Raw genomic sequence first — 21,964 nt, 5'->3', positions numbered from 1 at the left:
GGAGACCGAGGAGACTCATGAACACCGACGAACTCGTCGAACTGGGACAGCAGCTGCGCGTGGACAGCGTGCGGGCGTCCGCCGCCGCGGGATCCGGGCACCCCACGTCCTCCATGTCCGCCGCCGACCTGCTGGCCGTCCTGCTCGCGAACCACATGCGCTACGACTTCGAGCGCCCCGAGCACCCGGCGAACGATCGCTTCGTGCTGTCCAAGGGGCACGCCTCACCGCTGCTGTACGCCGCGTACAAGGCGGCCGGCGCCATCGAGGACGGTGAGCTGGTCACCTTCCGCAAGCTCGGCAGCCGGCTGGAGGGCCATCCGACGCCCCGGCGGCTGCCCTGGGTGGAGACGGCCACCGGCTCGCTCGGCCAGGGCCTGCCGGTCGGGGTCGGCATCGCGCTCGCCGGGAAGCGCCTGGACCGCTCCGACTACCGGGTGTGGGTGCTGTGCGGCGACAGCGAGCTGGCGGAGGGCTCGGTGTGGGAGGCCGCCGAGCACGCCGGCTACGAGAACCTGGACAACCTCGTCGTCGTCGTGGACGTCAACCGGCTCGGCCAGCGCGGCCCCACCCGGCACGGCCACGACCTGGACGCCTACGCCCGCCGCTTCCAGGCCTTCGACTGGCACACCGTCGAGATCGACGGCCATGACGTCGACGCGATCGACCGGGCCTACGGCGAGGCGCTGTCCACCACCGGTCAGCCCACGGTGATCCTCGCCCGCACCCTGAAGGGCAAGGGCGTGGCCGCCGTCCAGGACCGCGAGGGCCTGCACGGCAAGCCGCTGCCCGAGGCCGAGGACGCCATCGCCGAACTCGGCGGGCCGCGCTCGCTGCACGTCCGCGTGGCCGAGCCGCAGGCCGCCGCCGCGCTGCGCTCGCTCACCACCGAGCCGGTCCAGCTGCCGCGCTTCGAGCTGGGCGAGGAGGCCGCGACGCGGGACGCCTTCGGCAAGGCGCTCGCCGCGCTCGGCACCGCCCGCGGCGACGTCGTCGCCCTGGACGGGGAGGTCGGCGACTCCACCCGCACCGAGGAGTTCGGCAAGGCGCACCCCGACCGCTTCTTCGAGTGCTACATCGCCGAGCAGCAGCTCGTCGCCACGGCCGTCGGCATGGCCACGCGCGGCTGGGTGCCGTACGCCTCCACCTTCGCCGCGTTCCTGACCCGCGCCCACGACTTCGTGCGCATGGCGTCGATCAGCGGCTCCGGGATCAACCTGGTCGGCTCGCACGCGGGCGTCGCCATCGGGCAGGACGGACCCTCCCAGATGGGGCTGGAGGACCTGGCGATGTTCCGGTCCATCCACGGCTCCACGGTGCTGTACCCGTGCGACGCCAACCAGACCGCCCGGCTCGTCGCGTCCATGGCGGGCCTGGACGGCATCCGCTACCTGCGCACCTCCCGCGGCAAGACACCGGTGATCTACGGCCCCGACGAGGAGTTCCCGGTCGGCGGCAGCAAGACGCTGCGCTCCAGCGAGGAGGACCGGCTGACGGTCGTGGCGGCCGGGGTCACCGTGCCCGAGGCGCTGGCCGCCGCCGACCGGCTGGCCGCCGACGGCATCCGGGTCCGGGTGATCGACCTGTACTCGGTCAAGCCCGTCGACGCCGCGGCCCTGCACCGGGCCGCCGAGGAGACCGGCTGCCTGCTCACGGTGGAGGACCACCACCCGGAGGGCGGCATCGGCGACGCCGTCGCGGAGGCGTTCGGCGACGGCAGGCCGGTGCCCCGCCTGGTCCGGCTCGCGGTGCGCACCATGCCGGGGTCGGCCGCGCCCGACGAGCAGCTGTACGCGGCCGGGATCGACGCCCTGGGCATCGCCGCGGCGGCCAGGATGCTGGTCGAGGAGGCGGTGGTGCGATGAGCGGCGACGACGCGCGGGCCATACGCGCGGGCCGCCGCACGGTGGAGATCAAGCGGCCGGGGAAGGTGCTCTTCCCCGGCGGCGGGGGTGCGAAGGAATACACCAAGGGCGACCTCGCCGACTACTACCGGTCCGTCGCGCCGTACCTGCTGCCGCACCTGCGGGGCCGTCCGCTGATGCTGGAACGGTATCCGGACGGCCTCGACGGCCAGCGGTTCATGCAGAAGAACACCCCGGAGCACTACCCGGAGTGGATCGACCGGACCGAGGTCGCCAAGGAGGGCGGCACGGTCACCCACGTCGTCTGCGACGACACCGCGACCCTGCTGTACCTCGCCGACCAGGCCTGCCTCACCCTGCACCGCTGGCTCTCGCGCACCGACCGGGCCGGTGGCCTCGACCACCCCGACCGGCTGGTCTTCGACCTCGATCCGCCCGGGGACGACTTCGGCGCCGTCCGCGAGGCCGCCGGCCGGCTGCGCGAGCTGCTGGACGAACTCGGCCTGCCCGCCGCCCCGATGACCACCGGCTCGCGCGGACTGCACCTCGTCGTCCCGCTCGACGGCCGCCAGGGCTTCGACGCCGTGCGGGAGTTCGCCCACGACGTCGCCGAACTCGCCGCGGCACGGCACCCGGACCGGCTCACCACCGCCGCCCGCAAACAGCAGCGCGGTGACCGGCTGTACCTCGACGTGCAGCGCAACGGGTACGCCCAGACCGCCGTCGCGCCCTTCACCGTCCGCCCCCTGCCCGGCGCCCCCGTCGCCGTCCCCCTCACCTGGGAGCAGCTCGACGACCCCGGCCTGGACGCCCGCCGCTGGACCATCGCCGACGCCGTCGACCAGGCCCGCACCGACCCGTGGGCCGGGCTGCCGGCCCGCGGGCGTTCCCTGGGCCCCGCCCGGCGCCGTCTCGCCGACATGCGCTCCTGAAGGTTTGGCCAAGGAATGAGGGGCCACCCGCAGGAAGAGGTGGCCATGTCGAACACACACAACACATCACAGTCACGGGATTCACAGAAATCCCAGAAGTCGGACAACACCGAGCAGACGCACGACACCGCACAGAACGAGCCGGAAGTCCGGCGTCCGCCCCTGATGGAGGTGCTGCGCGAGGCGCGCAGCCAGCTCGCCGAACTGACGGGACTCGTCCCGGAGACCGTGTCCTCCTTCGAGCAGACCGAGGACGGCTGGTCGCTGGAGGTCGAGGTGATGGAACTCGCACGGGTCCCGGACACCATGAGCCTGATGGCGAGCTACCAGGTCGAACTGGACCCCCAGGGGCAGCTCACCGGCTACCGGCGCGTTCGCCGGTACGAGCGCGGGCGGGCCGACGCACGCCGCGGCGGCTAGGCCCCCACCCGCGTCCGGCGGGCCACGCGTCCGGCGTGGACCCGATCACCCACCACACTCACGAGGAGGAGCGGCCGGCATGACCGTTGTCCCGGCACAGCAGTCCGGCGGCGGAGGCGGAAGCAGCGGCCTCTACGACGTCCTGGAACTGGTTCTCGACCGGGGGCTCGTCATCGACGCGTTCGTACGGGTCTCCCTGGTCGGCATCGAGATCCTGAAGATCGACGTCCGGGTCGTCGTAGCCAGCGTCGACACCTATCTGCGCTTCGCCGAGGCGTGCAACCGCCTCGACCTGGAGGCAGGGCCCCGCAAGTCCCCCGGGCTGCCCGATCTCGTCGGCGAGATCACCGAGAGCGGAGCCCGCGGCAAGTCCAAGGGCGCGCTGTCCGGCGCCGCGCAGACCATATCCGACGCGTTCAAGCAGGCCCGCGAGGAAGGCGAGACCGAGACCCGGCGCCCCCGTAAGACCGCGGCCCGCCGGAAGGAGGGAGACGAGTGAGCACCTACGTCTACGGCATCACCGCGCGCTCGCACCCGGCGCTCCCCGAGGGGATGACCGGGGTGGGCGAGCCGCCCCGGCCCGTGCGGGTCCTCACGGCGGGGGAGCTCGCCGCCGTCGTCAGTGACGCCCCGGAGGACCTGCGTCCCAAGCGCAGGGACCTCCTCGCGCACCAGAACGTCCTCGCCGAGGCGGGCGCGGCCGGCTGCGTGCTGCCCATGCGCTTCGGCAGCGTCTCCCCGGACGACGACACCGTCATGTCGGTGCTGACCGAGCGGGCGGAGCACTACCTGGAGCGACTGCGCGAGCTGGACGGCAAGGTCGAGTACAACGTCAAGGCCACGCACATCGAGGAAGCCGTCCTGCACCGCGTGATGGCCGAGAACGCGGAGGTCCGCGCCCTCGCCGAGGCCAACCGGCAGGCGGGCGGCGGAAGCTACGACGACCGGATCCGCCTCGGCGAGATGGTCGCCGCCGCCGTCAAGGCCAAGGAGGGCGAGGACGCCACCGAGGTGCAGCGCCTGCTCCAGCCGTGCGCCGCGGCGGTCAGCGTGGGCCCCGAGTCCACCGGATGGCTGCTCAACGTCTCGTTCCTGGTCTCCCGGGAGACGGCCGAGGACTTCCTGGCCGCGGCCGAGCGGGTACGCAAGAGCCACGGCCATCTCGAACTGCGGGTCAACGGCCCGCTGCCGCCGTACAGCTTCGTCGAACCCGGCCCGACCGCGCCCGCGGGCGCCACGGCCGGCGCCGGCACCGGAGCGTCGTAGCGGCCGGGGCCCGGACGGAAGGAGGAGATCCGTGGGACTGATCTCGGAGGTGCTGCTGCTGCCCTTCGCACCGGTGCGCGGCAGCGCGTGGGCGATTCGGCATGTGCTCCGGGAGGCGGAGCGGATCTACTACGACCCGGCCACCGTCCGGGCCGAGCTGGCCCGCCTCGAGGAGCAGCTTCAGGCGGGTGAGATCACCGAGGAGGAGTTCGACCGGCGCGAGGACGAACTGCTGGACCGGCTGGAGATCGCACTGCATCACGGCGACACGACAGGCAATGGGACGTGACCATGAACCGAACCGCACTGGGCCTCGCCGTAGGGGCCGGATATCTGCTCGGACGCACCAAGAAGCTGAAGATGGCCCTCGCGGTCGGCTCCCTGGCCGCCGGGAAGAAGATGAACCTCAGCCCGCGCGCGCTCGCGGAACAGCTGAACCGGCAGCTGCTGGACAACCCGCAGTTCAAGGAGATCGGCGACCAGCTCCGCCAGGAGCTGCGGGGTGTCGGCAAGGCCGCCACCGGCGCGATGGTGGAACGGCAGATGAACTCGCTCGCCGACCGGCTGCACGGCCGTACGGCGCAGGTGCGCGACCAGCTGTCCGGAACCGCACCGGCCGGCTCCGAGGAGGAGCGCGACGAGGACGAGGGTGAGGACGAGGAGCAGGAGGAGCACGAGGGGAAGCGGGGTGAGCGAAAACAGCCCAGGGGCGAGACCCGGGGCGGCGAGGGCGAGGCGCCCCGGAAGAAGACGGGCAAGAAGCCGGCGAAGCAGGCCCCGGCCAAGAAGGCTTCCGGCGGGACGGCGACCGGCCAGGCCCCGGCCAGGAAGGCCCCGGCCAAGAAGGCGGCGGTCAAGAAGACGGACGCGGCCCGCAAGACGGCCGCGAAGAAGACGGCGGCGGTCGGCGGTGCCGCCCGGAGCGCCGTCTCCCGGCAGTCGAAGGGCGGCGATGACCGATGACCGAGACCCTCGGAAGAGTGACCTCCAAGGCCGGCGGGGCCACCGGCGGCCTGACGGCCCCGCTGGCCGGCCTGGCCCACAGCGAGGCCGCGGACCGGCTGAAGGAAGAGGCCCAGGAGTACCTGAACGCCCAGGCCCAGCGGTTGCTGACCGGGATCGGCCGCAAGCTCGGCGAGACGACCGGCAAGCTGAACGACATCGCCGAGGGCAAGAGCCCGGGCTTCGCCAAACTGGCGCTGGAGGGCGGGCGCAAGCTCGCCGAGGGCAAGGGACCGCTGCGTTCCGCGGTGGAGCTGGGCGCCTCCCACGCCAAGGACAAGGTGCTCGACACCGTGCGCAGCCTCGGCGGCAGCAAGGGCAAGAAGGGCGGCGCCGGCAAGAAGCCGACCGTCATCATCGAGTCCGTCGACGTGGGCGTGCCGCTGCGCACGGCCTACGACCAGTGGACCCAGTACCAGTCCTTCTCCACCTTCGCCAAGGGCGTCAAGAGCGCGAGCCGCGCCGACGACACCCACTCCGACTGGCGGGCCAAGGTCTTCTGGTCCACCCGCAGCTGGAAGGCGAAGACGACCGAGCAGATACCCGACTACCGCATCCAGTGGACCTCGGAAGGCGCCAAGGGCACCACCAGGGGCGTGGTCTCCTTCCACCGGCTGGAGGAGAACCTCACCCGGGTGCTGCTGGTCATGGAGTACTACCCGACCGGCCTCTTCGAGAAGACCGGCAACATCTGGCGCGCCCAGGGCCGCCGGGCCAGGCTGGACCTGAAGAACTTCGCCCGCTTCATCACCCTCAAGGGAGAGGCGGAGGACAGCTGGCGCGGTGAGATCCGCGACGGTGAGGTCGTCCGCAGCCACGAGGACGCCCTCGCGGAGGAGGAAGAGGAGTCCCGGGCGGAGGAAGAAGAGGGCGAAGAGGGCGAAGAGCAGGAAGAGGGCGAGGAGCCCGAGGGCCGGGAGCGCCCGGAGGAAGCGGAAGAAGGCGAGGAGGAGGAAGAGGAAGAGGAGCCCTACGAGGACGAGTACGAGGGCGAGACCGAGGAAGAAGCCGGAGAGGGCGAAGAGGAGGGCGACGAGGGCTCGTACGAGGACGAGGCCGAGGAGCCCGCCGAGGACGAGGAGGGTGCCGAGGAGGACGAGGGCGAGGAAGGCGAGGAGGAGTACGAGGAAGAGGAGCCTGAGCACGCCGAGCGCGGGAGCCGTCGATGACGACACCCAGCCGCTTTCCCGAGCCCTATGGCCAGGGCTCGGGGGCGAACCTCGCCGACATCCTTGAACGTGTACTCGACAAGGGTGTCGTCATCGCGGGGGACATCAGGATCAACCTGCTCGACATCGAACTGCTCACCGTCAAGCTGCGCCTCATCGTCGCCTCGGTCGACAAGGCCAAGGAGATGGGCATCGACTGGTGGGAGAGCGACCCGGCCCTGTCCTCCCGGGCCCGCCGTGACGAGCTGACCCGGGAGAACGCCGAGCTGCGAGAACGGCTCGCCCGGCTGGAGGAACTGGAGTCGGGCCGCGCCCCGAAGGAGGCACCATGACGACCGGACTGCGGTACGTGTACGCCGTCTGCCGCCCCTTCGGCACCCCTCTGCAAGCACAGCTGCGGGGCGTCGGCGGCGCCCCGCCGGCGCTGCTGCACCATCACGGGCTGGTCGCGGTGGTCAGCACGGTCCCGGAGGCCGACTTCTGCGAGGAGGCCCTGAAGGCCCACCTGGAGGACCTGGACTGGCTGGCCGCGACCGCCCGCGCCCACCAGGGCGTGGTCGACGCGCTCACCACGGTGACCACCCCGCTGCCGCTGCGGCTCGCGACCGTCTTCCGGGACGACAGCGCCGTGCGCATGATGATCGAGGCGCGTGAGGAGGACTTCGGGCGCCTGCTCGACCGCCTGCACGGCCGCGTGGAGTGGGGCGTGAAGGTGTATCTGGAACCCGAGCCGGCCGAACCCGAGCCCGCCGAGGCGGCGCGGCCGGCCAGCGGGCGGGACTACCTGCGCCGGCGGCGCCTGGAGAGCCACGCGCAGGAGGAGAAGTGGCAGCGGGCCGAGCGGTTCGCCCACTCCCTGCACGAGCGCCTCGCCGAGCGCGCCGAGGATTTCCGGATGCATCCCCCGCAGAATTCCGCGCTCTCCGAAACGCCGGGACGGAACGTGCTCAACGCCGCCTATCTGGTGTCCCGGGCGCATTCCGAGGAATTCGTGGAACTGGTCGACCGGACCAAGGACGAGGCGCCCGGAATACGGGTGGAACTCACCGGTCCGTGGGCCGCCTACTCCTTTTCCGGTGAGGCTTCGGGAGCGGAACCGGTCGTGGGATCGGGGGAGGGGCGGTGACCGTAGTCGAACGCCGCGAGATCGCGCTGGTCGACCTCCTGGACCGGCTGCTGGCCGGCGGAGTCGTCATCACCGGCGACATCACCCTGCGCATCGCGGACGTCGACCTCGTCCGCATCGACCTCAACGCGCTCATCAGTTCCGTGAACGAGCAGGTCCCGTCGCCCTTCGAGGAGCTCCTATGACCGCGCGGCAGCGCCGCAAACAGCTCGACCTGGAGCCCGACACGGTCGAGCGCGACCTGGTGAAGCTCGTGCTCACCGTGGTGGAGTTGCTGCGTCAGCTGATGGAGCGGCAGGCCGTGCGACGCTTCGACACCGGCGAGCTGACCGAGGAGCAGGAGGAGCGGATCGGGCTCACCCTGATGCTCCTCGAGGACCGGATGGCCGAGCTGCGGGACCGCTACGGGCTGCGGCCCGAGGACCTCAACCTGGACCTCGGGCCGCTCGGGCCGCTGCTTCCGCGCGATGGGCACTAGGGTCTTTCGTTTGGATCAGGCCGGATCAGGGCGCGGTGCCAGGGCCCGCGAGCCCGGCATGATCCGGACGAGAGGCCCTAGCGCGGTGGAGCGCTCCGGGCATTAGCGCGGTGGACCGCTCGCCGCCCCAGGCGAGCGTCCTGCGGCCAGGGTCTCCCGAATTCCGCGCGTCAGACTTCCTTGCGGCACAGAATCTCCCCGTGCAGGACCGCGAACCAGCCGTCCTCCCGCCGGCCCCAGTCCCGCCACGCCTCCGACACGGCCCGCAACCGCTCCGCCGTCGCGTGACCTCCCCGCGTGGCCCGGTCGGCGTAGTCGGAGGCGAGGGTGCGGTCCGCCCACAGGCCGCTCCACCAGGCCCGCTCCTCGGGCGTGGCGAACGTCCAGGTGCTGGAGCCGGCCGTGACGTCCCGCAGGCCCGCGGCCCGCGCCCACGCCGCCAGCCGGCGCCCGGCGTCGGGTTCGCCGCCGTTGGCCCGGGCCACCCGCTCGTACAGGTCCAGCCAGTCCTCCAGACCGGGCACCGCCGGATACCAGGTCATCGCCGCGTAGTCCGCGTCCCGTACGGCGATGAACCCGCCCGGCCTCGTCACCCGGCGCATCTCGCGCAGCGCCCGCACGGGGTCGCCGACGTGCTGGAGCACCTGGTGGGCGTGGACCACGCAGAAGGTGTCGTCCGGGTAGTCCAGGGCGTGGACGTCGGCCACCGCGAAGTCGACGTTCGTCAGACCGCGGCCGGCCGCGGTGGCCCGGGCCTGTTCCAGGACGCCGGGTGCCCGGTCGACGCCGGTGACCCGGCCGTCGGGGACCAGTTCCGCCAGGTCGGCGGTGATGGTCCCGGGCCCGCAGCCGATGTCCAGGATCCTCATGTGGGGCTTCAGCACGCCGAGCAGGTAGGCCGCGGAGTTGGCGGCGGTCCGCCAGGTGTGCGACCGCAGCACCGACTCGTGGTGCCCGTGCGTGTAGACGGCGGTCTCCCGCGCTTTCGGCATGGCTGAACCCCTTCACCCTGGGCGGCGTCACCGGCCGGACCCGTCCGCCGGTACGGCCCCACCGTACGCGGGCATGCCGAATGATGAGACCCGGATTTCATGATGTGGACAGCAGGGGTGTCTCGCACGCCCTCAGCGGGTGGCCGGCAGGGGGCGGTAGACCGTCAGTGCCTCCGGGAGCTTCTCCAGGGTCATCTCGCCCGACACCGTCGTCACCTCACCGTCGTACGCCAGCGGGGTGTCCGGCGCGATGCCGGTCAGCCGCAGCCGGTTCACCTGGACCGCCGCGTGACCGGGCGAGCGGGTCAGCGGGCCCGCGACCGCCGCCGTGAGCAGCCGCAGCGCGGGCCTGCCGTTGCCGTGCACCACCCGCACGTCCAGCAGGCCGTCCGCCAGATCGGTACGGCGGCCCGGCGTGAGGCCCATGCGGTGGTAGACGCCGTTGCCGACGAACAGCAGCCACAGGGGCCGCCGCTCACCGCCCAGCTCCACCTCCAGCGGGTGCCGGCCGGCACGCAGTACGCGCAGCGCGCCGAGCACCCCGGCCGGCCAGCCGCCGATCCGGCTCGACCAGCTGTCCCGCGCGCGCACCAGCTCCGGGTACACGCCCAGGCTCAGCGTGTTGAGGAACAGCCCCCGGGCCTTCCGGGTGGTGAACCGGGCCGCGTCCACCCGGACCGCCTCGCCGTACCGGACGGCCTGGGCCAGCTGGCGCTCGTCCTCCACGCCCAGGTCGTAGGCGAAGTGGTTGAGGGTGCCGCCCGGGAGCACCGCGAGCGGCAGATCGTGCCGCAGCGCGACCCCGGCCGCCGCGTTCACCGTGCCGTCGCCCCCGCACACCCCGAGCACCCGGGCCCGGGCCGCCGCCTTCTCCAGTTCGTCGCCGACCTCCTCCGGCGCGCACTCGACGATCTCCGCCCTCGGCAGCGCGTCCTGCAGCGCCCGCACGCGGTCCGCGGTCCCCGACGCCCGGTTGGCGACCATCACCAGACCGTCGCCCTCGGGCAGTGCGGGGGCCGCGGCGCGCGGCCGGTCGGGGCGCCGGATCTGGGAGCGGGTCGGCACCAGGCGCCGGACCAGGAAGGCGGCGCCCGCGCCGAGTGCCGCCCCGGCGAGCACGTCGCTCGGGAAGTGCACCCCCGTGTACACCCGGGACATCGCCACCGAGAACGCCGCCGGTGCCACCGCGGCGCCCCATGCCGGGGACTCCAGGGCGACGCCGGTGGCGAAGGCGGCGGCGGACGCCGCGTGGCCGGACGGGAAGGACGTGGTGATCGGCTGCCGCTTCAGCCGCCGCACCAGCGGGACCGGGTCCAGCACCGGCCGGGCCCGGCGCACCGAGCGCTTGCCGAGCGTGTTGATCGTCAACGAGGCCAGGCCCAGCGAGACCAGTCCGCGGGCCGCCGCCCGGCGGGCCCGGGGCGTGCGGCTCGCGGCCATCGCGGCGGCCGTCGCGGCCCACAGCACCCCGTGGTTCGCGCTGCGGCTCAGGCGGGGCAGGACGCGTTCGGCGCCGGGCCAGTGCCAGGCTGCGGCGGCGTTGAACAGGCGGCCGTCGAGGTCGAGCAGCGTGCGCAGCGGGGCGCGGGCGGCGGTCGCGGGGGCAGTCAGGTCCACGTCTGGGCTCATGGGGTCCGCTTACCCTGAAGCGCCCGCTTCTTGTCCTCGCCCCCGTCCGCCGACCGGGTGGCAGACGAGCCCCCGGCCGCCCCGGCTCCCGTCCGCCGGGCCGGTCCCCGCCGGGAGACGGCGGCCGATGCGGTGGTGGCCGGGGGGCCTGCCCGTGGTCCGACGCGCCCGCCCGCCGGATCCGCCCGGCACCACCACGGCCGCACGCCACCAGGGCGACCCCCCCGAGCCGGCCGTGGCGTCCCCCGTGCCGGCCGGTGCTCTGGTCCGCCGGTCCGCCGCCTGGCCGGGCGAGCGGGTCAGCGGGCCCCGCGACCGCCGCCGTGAGCGGCCGCGGCGCGGGCCTGCCGCTGCCGTGCGCCACCCGCGCGTCCCCTGGCGGGGGCCCCGGTCCCCGCGGCGGTCCGCTCCCGCCCGTCGGGCGGCGGGCCGGGGTGGCGGATAAGGGTTTGCCCCGGACGGGGGGTGACTCGGAGAATGCCTGGCCATGGGACATCTGGAAGCCGCGCACCTGGAGTACTACCTCCCCGACGGGAGGGCGCTGCTCGGCGACGTGTCCTTCCGGGTGGGCGAAGGGGCCGCCGTCGCCCTGGTCGGCCCGAACGGCGCGGGCAAGACCACCTTGCTGCGGCTGATCTCCGGCGAGCTGAAACCGCACGGCGGCAGTGTGACCGTCAGCGGCGGCCTCGGCGTCATGCGCCAGTTCGTCGGCTCCGTGCGGGACGAGACCACCGTGCGCGACCTGCTCGTCTCCGTCGCCCCGCCCCGCATCCGCGAGGCGGCGAAGGCGGTCGACGAGGCCGAGCACGCCATCATGACCGTCGACGACGAGGCGGCCCAGCTACGGTACGCGCAGGCCCTCGCCGACTGGGCCGAGGTGCGCGGCTACGAGGCCGAGACCCTGTGGGACATGTGCACCACCGCCGCGCTCGGCGTGCCGTACGAGCGCGCCCAGTGGCGGCAGGTGCGCACCCTCTCCGGCGGTGAGCAGAAGCGGCTCGTGCTGGAGGCGCTGCTGCGCGGCACCGACGAGGTGCTGCTGCTGGACGAGCCGGACAACTACCTCGACGTGCCCGGGAAACGGTGGCTGGAGGAGCAGCTCAAGGAGACCCGGAAGACGGTCCTGTTCGTCTCCCACGACCGCGAGCTCCTCGCCCGCGCCGCCGAGAAGATCGTCTCCGTCGAACCGGGCCCGGCCGGCGCCGACGCCTGGGTGCACGGCGGTGGCTTCGCCACCTACCACGAGGCCCGCCGCGAACGCTTCGCCCGCTTCGAGGAGCTGCGCCGCCGCTGGGACGAGAAGCACGCCCAGCTGAAGAAGCTCGTCCTGACGCTCCGTCAGGCCGCCGCCGTCAGCCACGAGATGGCCTCCCGCTACCAGGCCGCCCAGACCCGCCTGCGCAAGTTCGAGGAGGCCGGCCCGCCGCCGGAGCCGCCCCGCGAGCAGGACATCACCATGCGGCTGAAGGGCGGCCGTACCGGCGTACGGGCCGTCACCTGCCAGGGACTCGAACTGACCGGGCTGATGAAGCCGTTCGACCTGGAGGTCTTCTACGGCGAACGGGTCGCCGTCCTCGGCTCCAACGGCTCCGGCAAGTCGCACTTCCTGCGGCTCCTCGCCGGCGAGGACGTCGCCCACACGGGGCAGTGGAAGCTGGGCGCCCGCGTCGTGCCCGGCCACTTCGCCCAGACCCACGCCCACCCCGAGCTCCAGGGCCGCACCCTCCTCGACATCCTCTGGAAGGAGCACGCCCAGGACCGGGGTGCCGCCATGTCCCGGCTGCGCCGCTACGAACTCACCCAGCAGGCCGAACAGACCTTCGACCGGCTCTCCGGCGGACAGCAGGCCCGCTTCCAGATCCTGCTGCTGGAGCTGGCCGGCGCCACCGCGCTGCTCCTGGACGAGCCCACCGACAACCTCGACCTGGAGTCCGCCGAGGCCCTCCAGGAGGGTCTGGAGGCGTTCCAGGGCACGGTCCTCGCGGTCACCCACGACCGCTGGTTCGCCCGCTCCTTCGACCGCTTCCTGGTCTTCGGCTCCGACGGCCGGGTCCGCGAGACCGCGGAACCGGTCTGGGACGAACGGCGGGTCGAGCGGGCCCGGTGACCCGGGCCCGCCCGGCCGGTCCGCCGCGCCGGGTCACCTCCAGCGCAGCAGCGCGCCCATGCCGCCCGCCGCGACCTCGTCGCCGGCCTCCTCCAGCACCGGCGTCAGCGAGACGACCGGCGCGTCCGTCACCACGGCCGCCCGCACCAGCGCGTCATCGGCGCGGGCCGGCCAGGCGTGCTGCTCGCCGATGCTCTTGAGCTCCGTACGGCGGGCCGCCAGCTGGTCCGGGTCCTCGCCGATCCAGACCTCGCGGTGCGTGTCCGGCGCGTCCGGACGGATCAGCAGCTCGGCCAGCCGGTGCTCACGCGCCGCCTGGATCAGCTGCGGCACGCCCTCGATCGCCGCGGCCCGCCGCTCGTCGTCGGGGGCCCGGGCGGCCCGGTAGCGGTCCACGTCGGCCAGCACCCGCTCGCGGACGTGCCGGGCCCGGATGTCCTCCACCTCCTGCGGCAGCAGCCTGCTGCCGATGCCGTGCGCCGCCTCGACGGCCCGGTCCCGCAGCGGCTGGGGCAGCTGCTCGTGCACCGACCGGCACTCGCGCTCCTCCCCGCACAGGATCAGCAGGTCTGCCCCGGTCTCGGCCTGACAGGCCGCGAGGGCCTCGGCGATCTCCCGGGCGTTGTGCTCCCAGGTGTTCTCCACCTTCAGCTGGAAGTGCCGCTCCGACCAGTCGGAGGCCTTCGCCCGGTGCATCGGCCACTGCCGGCTGCCCATCACGTGCCCGGCCTCCTCCTGGAGCACCGCGCTGCGCAGCTCGAAGTCGGCACCGGTGCGGTCGACGTACGCCACCAGCGACACCGGGTCCTCCCCGGCCAGGTCGAGCAGCGGCGTGACGTGCGGCAGCGTGCCCCAGTGCACCAGGCCCTGCGGTGGGGCCTGGGTCAGCGGCACCTGGAGCACGACCTCGCCGTTGCGGGCGAACACGGCCCGGCCGTACGGCTCGGTGCTGTGCCGCAGCGCGTCCACGGTGTCGTACACCGCCCGGCAGGTGGCCTCGTCGGCGCCCTGTTCGCGCAGTTGCCGGGCCACCGCCTCCGCCGTCAGGTGCCGCCGGTGCGCCATGTCCTCGTCGTGCTGCGACAGGTCGACGTAAGCGGAGGCCCAGGACCCCGGATGTTCGTACAGTGGACTCAGGAACGCGAGCTCCATGGATTCCTCCCGGAAATCGCTCGGGGGCAGTGCGTGCCGGGCGGGTACCCGTAGCCCATGAACGAACACGACGAGCGGGGCACCACCATGACCGGAGTCGACCCCAGCCGGCTGGACGACCAGCAGCTCATGAAGGAGCTGGAGACGATCCACCGCACGCGCCACGACACTCTCCTGTACGGCTCGAACGACGCACTGCGGGCCCACAACGAGCGCATGGCGCAGCTGGAGGGCGAGTACCTGCGCCGCAACCCCCGCCGCCTGGTGAGCGCCGCCCGCACCCGCGAGGGCGCCCGTGAGCGCGGCTGCGGCGAGGCGGCGGCTCCGGGCACCACCGGCACCTGACGCCCTCCACGGGACGAGGCACCACACGAAGGGGCCGGCCCTGACGGGCCGGCCCCTCACATCCCGCGGCCGGTCAGCCGGCCTCGCCGGCGAACACGTGCAGGAACGCGTCGCAGAACGCCTTCAGGTCGTCCGGCTTGCGGCTGGTCACCAGCTGGTTGGAGCCGTGGTCGCAGATCTTCACCTGCTCGTCCACCCAGGTGCCGCCGGCGTTCCGGATGTCCGTGCGCAGACTCGGCCAGGAGGTCAGCACCCGGCCGCGTACGACGTCCGCCTCCACCAGCGTCCACGGCGCGTGGCAGATCGCGGCCACCGGACGGCCCCGCTCGAAGAAGTCCTTCACGAACGCGACGGCCTTCTCGTCCATCCGCAGGAAGTCCGGGTTGGCCACCCCGCCCGGCAGGACGAGACCGCCGAACGACCCGGCCGACGTCTCACCCACCACCTCGTCCACGGGGAACGTGTCCGCCTTGTCCAGATGGTTGAACGCCTGGATCTTCCCGGACTGGGTCGACACCAGCACCGGCTCGTGCCCGGCACCGGAGGCCGCCTCCCACGGCTCGGTCAGCTCGACCTGCTCGACGCCCTCGGGTGCCACCAGAAACGCGATACGCATGATCCTCAGTTTCCTTTCACTCTCCGTAGTGCGGCCCGGCGGGCCCGGGCCCGGCGCTTGTCAGCCCGGGCCGCCCGCCGGCAGCGCACCAGTTCCTCCCCGTACGGCAGCAGCACGCACGCGCCGATCAGGAGGCCGATGCCCGCCAGGTAGCCGGGCGACAGCGGGCGCCTGCGCGGCACCAGACGCCACGCGTCCGGATCCCCGCGCCCGCCGCGCAGCAGCGACCGCACCTGGTCGGCGTGCAGGCACATCAGCGAGGCCAGCCCACCGAACGGCAGCGACTCCAGAAAGCTGTGGATGTGCTGTTCGAGGGGTTTGACCTCACGGTCGCTGTGGACGGCGGTCCGCACGTCCCACAGGGCCGTCGCCTCGTGCACCGCCGCCGCGCCCAGCTGCACGGACAGCAGCAGCGGATTGACCTCGTAGCGCAGGGTGAGCGCGATGGGCAGGCCCACCTCGGCCATCATCAGCGAATGGATCAGGGACTCCTTCGTCCCCGCCGTCTCCTCGATCCGGGTCCGCCGGTGCATCGCCCAGTCGGCGAGCCCCGGCACGAACCAGCCGGGCAGCAGCCCGTACAGCAGGAACCGGGTGGTCGCGTCCCCCACGTCGACCGTGGTACCGCGTGCGATGTCGGCCGCCTGGTCCTGGCTCATGCGCCGCCCACCACCGCCTCGGCCAGCTGCTGCACGTTCTCGTACCGGCCGCCGTGCGGCAGCTCGGCCACCGCGTCGATCAGCCCGCCGGGCGCGTTGCTCCGGCGCAGCGCCCGGGCCAGCTCGCCCGGCTTCGCGGGGAAGGCGTGCCGGCTCAGATGCCGGGCCAGCTCCAGCCGGGTCCGCTCCAGCGACGCCGGGGACCCCAGACCGCCCACCGGTCCGCTCCACACCTCCGGATCGTCGTCCGCGGCCGGCTCCGGGTCGTGCCACTCCTCGACGCGTGTGGGATGGCCGGACCGGAGCAGCCCCTTCAGTTCATGCTTCATCTCGTCGTCCCGGTGGACGCTCAGCCGGTCACTGCCTCGCTGCATGTCTCCCTCCAGAGGGTCGAAGGTCCGCACCGCGTACCCGGTACCGGGCGTCCGACACAGGGTCGGCGCCGCCCGGCCACCGCTCGGCCTAGTGCTTCTGCCGGCCCGGCAGGAACTCCTGCACCTTCGCCTTCAGCCCCTGCTTGACCATCGCGCCCCGGTCGGCGTCGCCCTTGAGGATCGACGCGGCCGTGGCCTCCATCTGCTCCCAGCTCGCGTGCGGCGGGATCGGCGGTACGGCGGGGTCGGTGAGGAACTCGATCACCGCCGGTCCGTCCGCGTCCAGGGCGGCCCGCCAGCCCGCCTCCACGTCCTCCGGCTTCTCCACCCGCACGCCGGTCAGACCGAGCGACCGGGCGAACGCCGCGTACTGCACGTCCGGGATCGACTGCGACGGCAGGAACGACGGGGCGCCCTCCATGGCCCGCATCTCCCAGGTCACCTGGTTCAGGTCCTGGTTGTTCCACACGGCCACCACGAGCCGCGGATCCGACCAGCGGTCCCGGTACTTCGCCGCCGTGATCATCTCCGCCAGGCCGTTCATCTGCATGGCCCCGTCCCCGACCAGGGCGACCACCGGCCGGTCCGGGTGCGCGAACTTCGCCCCGATGGCGTACGGCACGCCGGGGCCCATCGTCGCCAGCGTCCCGGACAGCGAACCGCGCATGCCCGGCCGCATCGTGATGTGCCGCGCGTACCAGTTGGCGACCGAACCGGAGTCGGAGGTGAGGATCGCGTTGTCCGGCAGCAGCGGGTCGAGTGCCCGGGCCACGTACTCCGGGTTGATCGGGTCGGCCGACAGCCCGGCCCGCCGTTCCATCGTCTCGTGCCAGCGCTTCACGTTCGCGCAGACCGTGTCGTACCACTCGCGCCCGCGCCCCTCCGCCTTCAGCAGCGGGATCAGCCGCCGCAGCGTGGCCCGGGCGTCGCCGACCAGGTTCACCTCGTACGGGTAGCGCATGCCGATCATGTGCGGGTCGATGTCGATCTGCACCGCCCGCGCCTTGCCGAAGTCCGGCATGAACTGGGTGTACGGGAAGGACGAACCGATCGTCAGCAGCGTGTCGCAGTCCCGCATCATCTCGTACGACGGCCGGCTGCCCAGCAGCCCGATCGGCCCGGTCACGTACGGCAGTTCGTCGCTCAGCACGTCCTTGCCGAGCAGCGCCTTCGCCACCCCCGCGCCGAGCATCTCGGCGACCTCGCGGACCTCGGCGACCGCGCCCGCGGCGCCCTGCCCGATCAGCACGGCGACCTTGTCGCCCGCGTTCAGCACGTCCGCGGCCCGGCGCAGCGCCTCGTCCGTCGGGGTCGCCGTGTAGTCGCTCATCCCCAGGCTGGAGGGCACCATCTTGAACTCGTGCGTCGGCGGCGAGTAGTCCAGCTCCTGCACGTCGCCGGGGATGATCAGCGCGGTCGGGCAGCGCCGGGCGTAAGCCGTCCGGATCGCCCGGTCCAGCACGTTCGGCAGCTGCTCCGGCACGGTCACCGTCTCGACGAACTCCGAGGCGACGTCCTTGTACAGGGTGTGCAGGTCCACCTCCTGCTGGTACGAACCGCCCATCGCCGTCCGGTTGGTCTGCCCGACGATCGCCAGCACCGGCACATGGTCCAGCTTCGCGTCGTACAGGCCGTTGAGCAGATGGATGGCCCCCGGTCCGGAGGTCGCCGCGCACACCCCGATCCGGCCGCTGAACTTCGCGTACCCGACCGCCTCGAACGCGGACATCTCCTCGTGCCGGGACTGGATGAACCGCGGCTGGTCCTCGGCACGGCCCCAGGCGGCGAGCAGCCCGTTGATGCCGTCACCCGGGTAGCCGAAAACCTGCTCCACCCCCCAGGCGCGCAGGCGCTCGAGGATGTGGTCCGAGACCTTGGTGCTCATGGAGAGACCTCCCGGTGGAGTGCGAAGCGGACGATCCGGTCAGCGGTTACCGAGTGACCTGCGCGGGGGGCGGAAAACCTCGGGGGCGGGTACCGGGGCGGGTTCCGGACGCCCGGGACGTGCCGCCGGCCGGACCGTCACCCGGCCGGCCCCGTGCGTCCCGCGAATGGGCTCCGGCCGCGCGCGGTACGGCGGTACGCGGGCTGTCATGGCAGCGAGGGCACGGGCCCCGTGCCCCCGTCACCCGGGCACCGCACGGTGCCGCCGACGCCGGTGTACGGCCGCCGCACCGCGCGACCGGTACGCCGGTGGACGCCGTGCGTACCGGCGCCCGGCCGGTCCCGCCGCTGCCCGTTGTCCGCCGTCCGCCGCCCGTCGAGGAGCCCCTCCCATGCGCCGCACCGTCCGCGCCCTGTCCGCCGCCCTCGCCGCCGGTGCGGTGCTCGTCCTCACGGGCCCGGCCGCCGTCGCCGGCCCCGCCCCGGGCACCCGCACGGCTCCCGTGTCCTGTGACCCCGCCGGGGCACCGGTGCCGGTCACGCTGTCCGCCGTCACCGGCCCCGCCGCCGCCCGGACCGCCGACGGCCCCTGTCCCGCCGCCCCCGGGACCCCGGGCAGGTCGTCGGCCGGCGGCCACCCCGTCACCCGGAGCGGCGAGGCCCCCACGGCTCCGGCCACGGCCTGCGTGGACGGCACGCCGTGCGGCCCGGACGGCCCGCCGACCGCCGGGCGGGAGGGCGCGCAGGCCGTACCCGGACCACGGGACGGAGCCGGGGACCCGGGCGCGGGAACCGGGCCGGGCGAAGGGTGGGACGGCACCGGGCAGGAGGGCCTTGGTCAAGAGGGCCTCGGCCAGGACGGTGCCGGCCGGGTCGGCGCGGGCGAGGCGGGGTCCGGACAGGTGACCGGACCGGACGGCGGGGGCGAGGCGGGAAACGGGCGGGAGAACGCCGGCAGGGATCCCGCCGGGACGGGCAAGGACCCCGGCGGGACGGGCAAGGACCCCGGCGGGCAGGACGGGTCCGGGCGGGAGTGCGCGGGGGCGGGAGCCGGTGCGGCGGCGGACGCCTGCGGTCATGACGGCCAATGGTGCGCCGAGTCCCGGGACGGAGGCTGCTCGGACGGCGGTACCTGCCGCGAGTCCGACGGCTCCGGCACCTGCGCGCCCGCCGGCGTCCAGCACGGCGTGGACGCCGGACAGGGCGGCACCTTCGGCGACTCGGTCCCCGCCCTGGCCGCCGGCGCAGCCCTGATCGCCGCCGCCTGCGCGGGTGCCGTCTACCGGCTGTCCGGCCACCGGCGGTTCCGGGGAGACGCACACGCGGGGATGTGATCCGGGCAACTTCCGGCGCCGCCCATGGAGGTCCGTCCGGCGGGTACACACCTCCCGAGGGCACCGACGGGGGACCTCACCGGAACCGCCCGCCGCACGAGCCGGTCCCGGACACCCCACCACGCGGCACGGCACGGACGACGAGACGGACACCCGCCCAGGCAGGTCGGAGATCCACACGGCACACGCGGACGGCACAGCGGCCCCCGACGACGGCACGGCCCGAGGCGGGCGCCACGACGGCACACGGACTGCGCGGAGGCGGACATGCGGCGGACGGACCCCGGAGAAGGCCACGGTCCCGTCCGGTACGGTCCGCCGCTCCCCGGCGACGGGTTGCCCGTGCTTCCCGAACTCTCCGCCGTGCTCTGTGCCGCCGCGAGCCGCGCCGACGCCCACCCCGTCGGCGGCGCCCCCGCGCTGCTGGAGGCGGCCTGCGGTTACTGGACCCGCCGCGGCCTGCCCTGTGTGCCCGACCAGGTGGCCGCCGGACCCGGCGCCCCCGCCCTGCTGCTCGCCCTGACCGCCGCGCTCGCCGGCGACGGCGCCGACGTCCTCGTGCCCCGGCCCTGCCCCGCCTGGTGGGCCCCGTACGCCCGCGTCCTCGGCCGGCCCGTCTACCACGTGCCGACCCCGGCCGAGGGCGGCGGCGTTCCCGACCCGTACGCCCTGCTGGAGACCGTCCGCCGGGTCCGCGCCGAGGGAGGCGACCCCCGGCTGCTGGTGCTGTCCGTCGCCGACGACCCCACCGCCACCGTCACCCCGCCCGAACTGCTGCACGAGACCGTCGAGGCCGCCACCGCCGAGGGCCTGTACCTGGTCAGCGACGAGACCTGGCGGGACACCCTGCACGCTCCGCACGACACCGTCCTGCTCAGCCCCGCCGAGATGTGGCCGGCGCAGGTCACCGTCGTCACCGACCTGGCCGGCTCCCTGCTGCCGCCCGGCTGGCCCGCCGCCGTCGCCCGCTTCCCGGCCACCGACGGCGGACGGCGCCTCCACGCGCGCGTGCTCGACATCCTCACCGCCCTCGGCGCCCGCCTCCCCGCACCGGTCGCGGCGGCCGCCGGCTACGCCCTGGACGAGCCGCCGCCCGTCGTCGAACGCCGCGAGGCCACCGTACGGCTGCACGCGGGCGTGGCCGCCGCCGCGCACGCCGCCGTCGTGGCCGCCGGCGCGCTCGCCCGGCCCCCGCAGGCCGGCCGGCACCTGTACGCCGACCTCGGCCCGCTGCGCGAACCGCTCGCCGCCCAGGGCGCCACCGACGCACAGGAACTGGAGGACCTGCTCGGCGCACGGCTCGGGATGCCCGCACCCGGCGGCCACCGCTTCGGCGACGACCTCGCGGCGCTGCGCGTCCGGCTCGCCACCGGACCGCTGCTGGGCGCCACGGACGAGGAACGCACGGAATGCCTCACCTCACCCGCACCGTTGGAACTGCCACACGTGCACCGTGCGTTGACCTCCTTGAGGTCGGCCTTCGACGATCTCCGCGACGACGCTCAGCGATGGGAGCCTCCTCGATGACGCAGCAGACGCAGCAGACGCATGAGCCCGGCGCGGCCACGACGACGGCGGTGGCAGCCGGCGAACCCGCCGCGCCGGCCCCCCTCGCGCCCCCTTTCCCGCCCCTGGCCGAGCCCCGCCCGCTCGGCGAACTCCGGGTCTGGCCCCGCACGTTCCACGACCGGCTCACCGCGCCGCTGCCCGGCCTGAAGGCCCTCGCCCGCTTCGCCCGCGAAGGCGCCGTGCGCCCCGGGCCCGACGGCCTCGCCGACATCCCGCGTCTGCCCTACGCCCCCGCCCCGCTGCCCCGCGTCGACACCCGCACCCTGGCCGTCACCTGGGCGGGACACGCCAGCTGGATCGTCCGCATCGGCGGCCTGACCGTCCTCACCGACCCCGTCTGGTCCCGCCGCATCCTCGGCACCCCGGCCCGCATCACCCCCGTCGGCGTGCCCTGGGAGAGCCTGCCCCGCGTCGACGCCGTCGTCATCAGCCACAACCACTACGACCACCTGGACGCCCCCACCCTGCGCCGACTCCCGCGCGACACACCGGTGTTCGCGCCCGCCGGTCTCGGCCCCTGGTTCCGCCGCCGCCGGTTCACCCGCGTCACCGAACTCGACTGGTGGGAGGGCGCCGAACTCTCCGGCGTCCGCTTCGACTTCGTCCCCGCCCACCACTGGTCCAAGCGCACCCTCACCGACACCTGCCACAGCCTGTGGGGCGGCTGGGTCCTCACCGACCCCGACGGGCAGCGCCTCTACTTCGCCGGCGACACCGGCTACGGCCACTGGTTCTCCCGCATCGGCCGCCGCTACCCCGGCATCGACCTCGCCCTGATGCCCATCGGCGCCTACGACCCCCGCTGGTGGCTCAGCGACGTCCACTGCGACCCCGAGGAAGCGGTCCAGGCCACCCTCGACCTCGGCGCCCGCCGCATGGCGCCCATGCACTGGGGCACGTTCATCCTCGCCGCGGAACCGGTCCTGGAGCCGCTCACCCGGGTGCGGACGGCCTGGGAGAAGGCGGGGCTGGAGCGCGAGGACCTGTGGGACCTGCCGGTCGGCGCCTCAAGAGTGCTGGACTGACTCCGCGCCCCCGCGCGGCC

At 73.9% G+C, this 21,964-nt stretch carries 24 protein-coding genes; 17 read left to right on the top strand and 7 right to left on the bottom strand.

Features of this window, described 5'->3' with window-relative positions; genetic code table 11:
• The first annotated feature begins 17 nt into the window (after nucleotides 1-17).
• From AB0946_RS35535 to AB0946_RS35480, 12 genes are all read left to right on the top strand, one after another.
• A complete protein-coding gene (locus AB0946_RS35535) occupies nucleotides 18-1,865 on the top strand; it encodes a transketolase (protein WP_366764829.1) in 1,848 nt (615 codons plus the stop codon).
• A complete protein-coding gene (gene ligD, locus AB0946_RS35530; RefSeq protein WP_366764828.1) occupies nucleotides 1,862-2,797 on the top strand; it encodes a non-homologous end-joining DNA ligase in 936 nt (311 codons plus the stop codon). Before AB0946_RS35535 ends, ligD begins: the two co-directional genes overlap by 4 nt.
• Before the next feature lie 45 nt (nucleotides 2,798-2,842).
• Nucleotides 2,843-3,217 (top strand): gas vesicle protein, encoded by a 375-nt coding sequence (locus tag AB0946_RS35525; protein WP_366764827.1) that lies wholly within the window; start codon nucleotides 2,843-2,845, stop codon nucleotides 3,215-3,217.
• A 79-nt stretch (nucleotides 3,218-3,296) separates the two neighbouring features.
• Complete coding sequence (locus tag AB0946_RS35520) at nucleotides 3,297-3,716, top strand: gas vesicle structural protein GvpA (RefSeq protein WP_366752511.1); 420 nt, start codon at nucleotides 3,297-3,299, stop codon at nucleotides 3,714-3,716.
• Complete coding sequence (locus tag AB0946_RS35515; protein ID WP_366764826.1) at nucleotides 3,713-4,483, top strand: GvpL/GvpF family gas vesicle protein; 771 nt, start codon at nucleotides 3,713-3,715, stop codon at nucleotides 4,481-4,483. Before AB0946_RS35520 ends, AB0946_RS35515 begins: the two co-directional genes overlap by 4 nt.
• Before the next feature lie 31 nt (nucleotides 4,484-4,514).
• Nucleotides 4,515-4,772, top strand: a complete 258-nt coding sequence (locus AB0946_RS35510) for a gas vesicle protein GvpG (protein ID WP_171151123.1) — start codon at nucleotides 4,515-4,517, stop codon at nucleotides 4,770-4,772.
• Nucleotides 4,773-4,774: 2 nt separating this feature from the next.
• On the top strand, nucleotides 4,775-5,446 hold the full coding sequence (locus AB0946_RS35505; RefSeq protein WP_366764825.1) for a DNA primase: 672 nt from the start codon (nucleotides 4,775-4,777) through the stop codon (nucleotides 5,444-5,446).
• The gene (locus AB0946_RS35500; protein ID WP_366764824.1) at nucleotides 5,443-6,654 is read left to right on the top strand and encodes an SRPBCC family protein; all 1,212 of its coding nucleotides are present in this window, start codon (nucleotides 5,443-5,445) and stop codon (nucleotides 6,652-6,654) included. Before AB0946_RS35505 ends, AB0946_RS35500 begins: the two co-directional genes overlap by 4 nt.
• Nucleotides 6,651-6,986 (top strand): gas vesicle protein, encoded by a 336-nt coding sequence (locus tag AB0946_RS35495; RefSeq protein ID WP_031025541.1) that lies wholly within the window; start codon nucleotides 6,651-6,653, stop codon nucleotides 6,984-6,986. The genes AB0946_RS35500 and AB0946_RS35495 overlap by 4 nt, the downstream gene beginning before the upstream one ends.
• Complete coding sequence (locus AB0946_RS35490; protein ID WP_366764822.1) at nucleotides 6,983-7,780, top strand: GvpL/GvpF family gas vesicle protein; 798 nt, start codon at nucleotides 6,983-6,985, stop codon at nucleotides 7,778-7,780. Before AB0946_RS35495 ends, AB0946_RS35490 begins: the two co-directional genes overlap by 4 nt.
• On the top strand, nucleotides 7,777-7,965 hold the full coding sequence (locus AB0946_RS35485; protein WP_030643599.1) for a gas vesicle protein: 189 nt from the start codon (nucleotides 7,777-7,779) through the stop codon (nucleotides 7,963-7,965). Before AB0946_RS35490 ends, AB0946_RS35485 begins: the two co-directional genes overlap by 4 nt.
• A complete protein-coding gene (locus AB0946_RS35480) occupies nucleotides 7,962-8,258 on the top strand; it encodes a gas vesicle protein K (RefSeq protein ID WP_366764821.1) in 297 nt (98 codons plus the stop codon). Before AB0946_RS35485 ends, AB0946_RS35480 begins: the two co-directional genes overlap by 4 nt.
• Nucleotides 8,259-8,428: 170 nt before the next feature.
• Here the strand turns inward: AB0946_RS35480 and AB0946_RS35475 are convergent, their stop codons facing one another.
• Together AB0946_RS35475 and AB0946_RS35470 are read right to left on the bottom strand one after the other, a co-directional pair.
• Nucleotides 8,429-9,250 (bottom strand): class I SAM-dependent methyltransferase, encoded by an 822-nt coding sequence (locus tag AB0946_RS35475; protein WP_366764820.1) that lies wholly within the window; start codon nucleotides 9,248-9,250, stop codon nucleotides 8,429-8,431.
• Nucleotides 9,251-9,382: 132 nt separating this feature from the next.
• Nucleotides 9,383-10,879 (bottom strand): phosphatase PAP2 family protein, encoded by a 1,497-nt coding sequence (locus AB0946_RS35470; protein ID WP_366764819.1) that lies wholly within the window; start codon nucleotides 10,877-10,879, stop codon nucleotides 9,383-9,385.
• 487 nt (nucleotides 10,880-11,366) lie between these two features.
• Between AB0946_RS35470 and AB0946_RS35465 the strand changes: the two genes are divergently transcribed.
• Nucleotides 11,367-12,986 (top strand): ATP-binding cassette domain-containing protein, encoded by a 1,620-nt coding sequence (locus tag AB0946_RS35465; protein ID WP_366764818.1) that lies wholly within the window; start codon nucleotides 11,367-11,369, stop codon nucleotides 12,984-12,986.
• A 33-nt stretch (nucleotides 12,987-13,019) separates the two neighbouring features.
• Here AB0946_RS35465 and AB0946_RS35460 read toward each other — a convergent pair whose 3' ends face one another.
• The gene (locus AB0946_RS35460) at nucleotides 13,020-14,138 is read right to left on the bottom strand and encodes a Vms1/Ankzf1 family peptidyl-tRNA hydrolase (RefSeq protein ID WP_366764817.1); all 1,119 of its coding nucleotides are present in this window, start codon (nucleotides 14,136-14,138) and stop codon (nucleotides 13,020-13,022) included.
• A 57-nt stretch (nucleotides 14,139-14,195) separates the two neighbouring features.
• Between AB0946_RS35460 and AB0946_RS35455 the strand changes: the two genes are divergently transcribed.
• Complete coding sequence (locus tag AB0946_RS35455; protein ID WP_366764816.1) at nucleotides 14,196-14,483, top strand: DUF6158 family protein; 288 nt, start codon at nucleotides 14,196-14,198, stop codon at nucleotides 14,481-14,483.
• A gap of 73 nt (nucleotides 14,484-14,556) precedes the next feature.
• Here the strand turns inward: AB0946_RS35455 and AB0946_RS35450 are convergent, their stop codons facing one another.
• The 4 genes from AB0946_RS35450 to AB0946_RS35435 form a co-directional block, all read right to left on the bottom strand.
• Nucleotides 14,557-15,099, bottom strand: coding sequence for a type 1 glutamine amidotransferase domain-containing protein (locus tag AB0946_RS35450; RefSeq protein WP_366764815.1), 543 nt, complete (start codon nucleotides 15,097-15,099; stop codon nucleotides 14,557-14,559).
• A gap of 5 nt (nucleotides 15,100-15,104) precedes the next feature.
• Nucleotides 15,105-15,758, bottom strand: a complete 654-nt coding sequence (locus tag AB0946_RS35445; RefSeq protein ID WP_366764814.1) for a diguanylate cyclase — start codon at nucleotides 15,756-15,758, stop codon at nucleotides 15,105-15,107.
• A complete protein-coding gene (locus tag AB0946_RS35440; RefSeq protein WP_366764813.1) occupies nucleotides 15,755-16,132 on the bottom strand; it encodes a DUF2795 domain-containing protein in 378 nt (125 codons plus the stop codon). Before AB0946_RS35440 ends, AB0946_RS35445 begins: the two co-directional genes overlap by 4 nt.
• Before the next feature lie 88 nt (nucleotides 16,133-16,220).
• A complete protein-coding gene (locus AB0946_RS35435) occupies nucleotides 16,221-18,017 on the bottom strand; it encodes a thiamine pyrophosphate-requiring protein (protein WP_366764812.1) in 1,797 nt (598 codons plus the stop codon).
• A 391-nt stretch (nucleotides 18,018-18,408) separates the two neighbouring features.
• On the opposite strand from AB0946_RS35435, the gene AB0946_RS35430 reads away from it, so the two are divergent.
• From AB0946_RS35430 to AB0946_RS35420, 3 genes are all read left to right on the top strand, one after another.
• Complete coding sequence (locus tag AB0946_RS35430) at nucleotides 18,409-19,350, top strand: hypothetical protein (RefSeq protein WP_366764811.1); 942 nt, start codon at nucleotides 18,409-18,411, stop codon at nucleotides 19,348-19,350.
• Nucleotides 19,351-19,617: 267 nt separating this feature from the next.
• Entirely contained in the window at nucleotides 19,618-20,877 is a 1,260-nt protein-coding gene (locus tag AB0946_RS35425; protein ID WP_366764810.1) for an aminotransferase class I/II-fold pyridoxal phosphate-dependent enzyme, read from the top strand.
• A complete protein-coding gene (locus AB0946_RS35420) occupies nucleotides 20,874-21,944 on the top strand; it encodes an MBL fold metallo-hydrolase (RefSeq protein ID WP_366764809.1) in 1,071 nt (356 codons plus the stop codon). Before AB0946_RS35425 ends, AB0946_RS35420 begins: the two co-directional genes overlap by 4 nt.
• Nucleotides 21,945-21,964 lie beyond the last annotated feature (20 nt).

Origin of the sequence: Streptomyces sp. NPDC046870 (assembly GCF_040704595.1) — a bacterium.
GTDB lineage: Bacteria > Actinomycetota > Actinomycetes > Streptomycetales > Streptomycetaceae > Streptomyces > Streptomyces argyrophylli.
The sequence above is the reverse complement of the archived record's forward strand: the minus strand, read 5'-3'. Positions and strand labels throughout refer to the sequence as shown.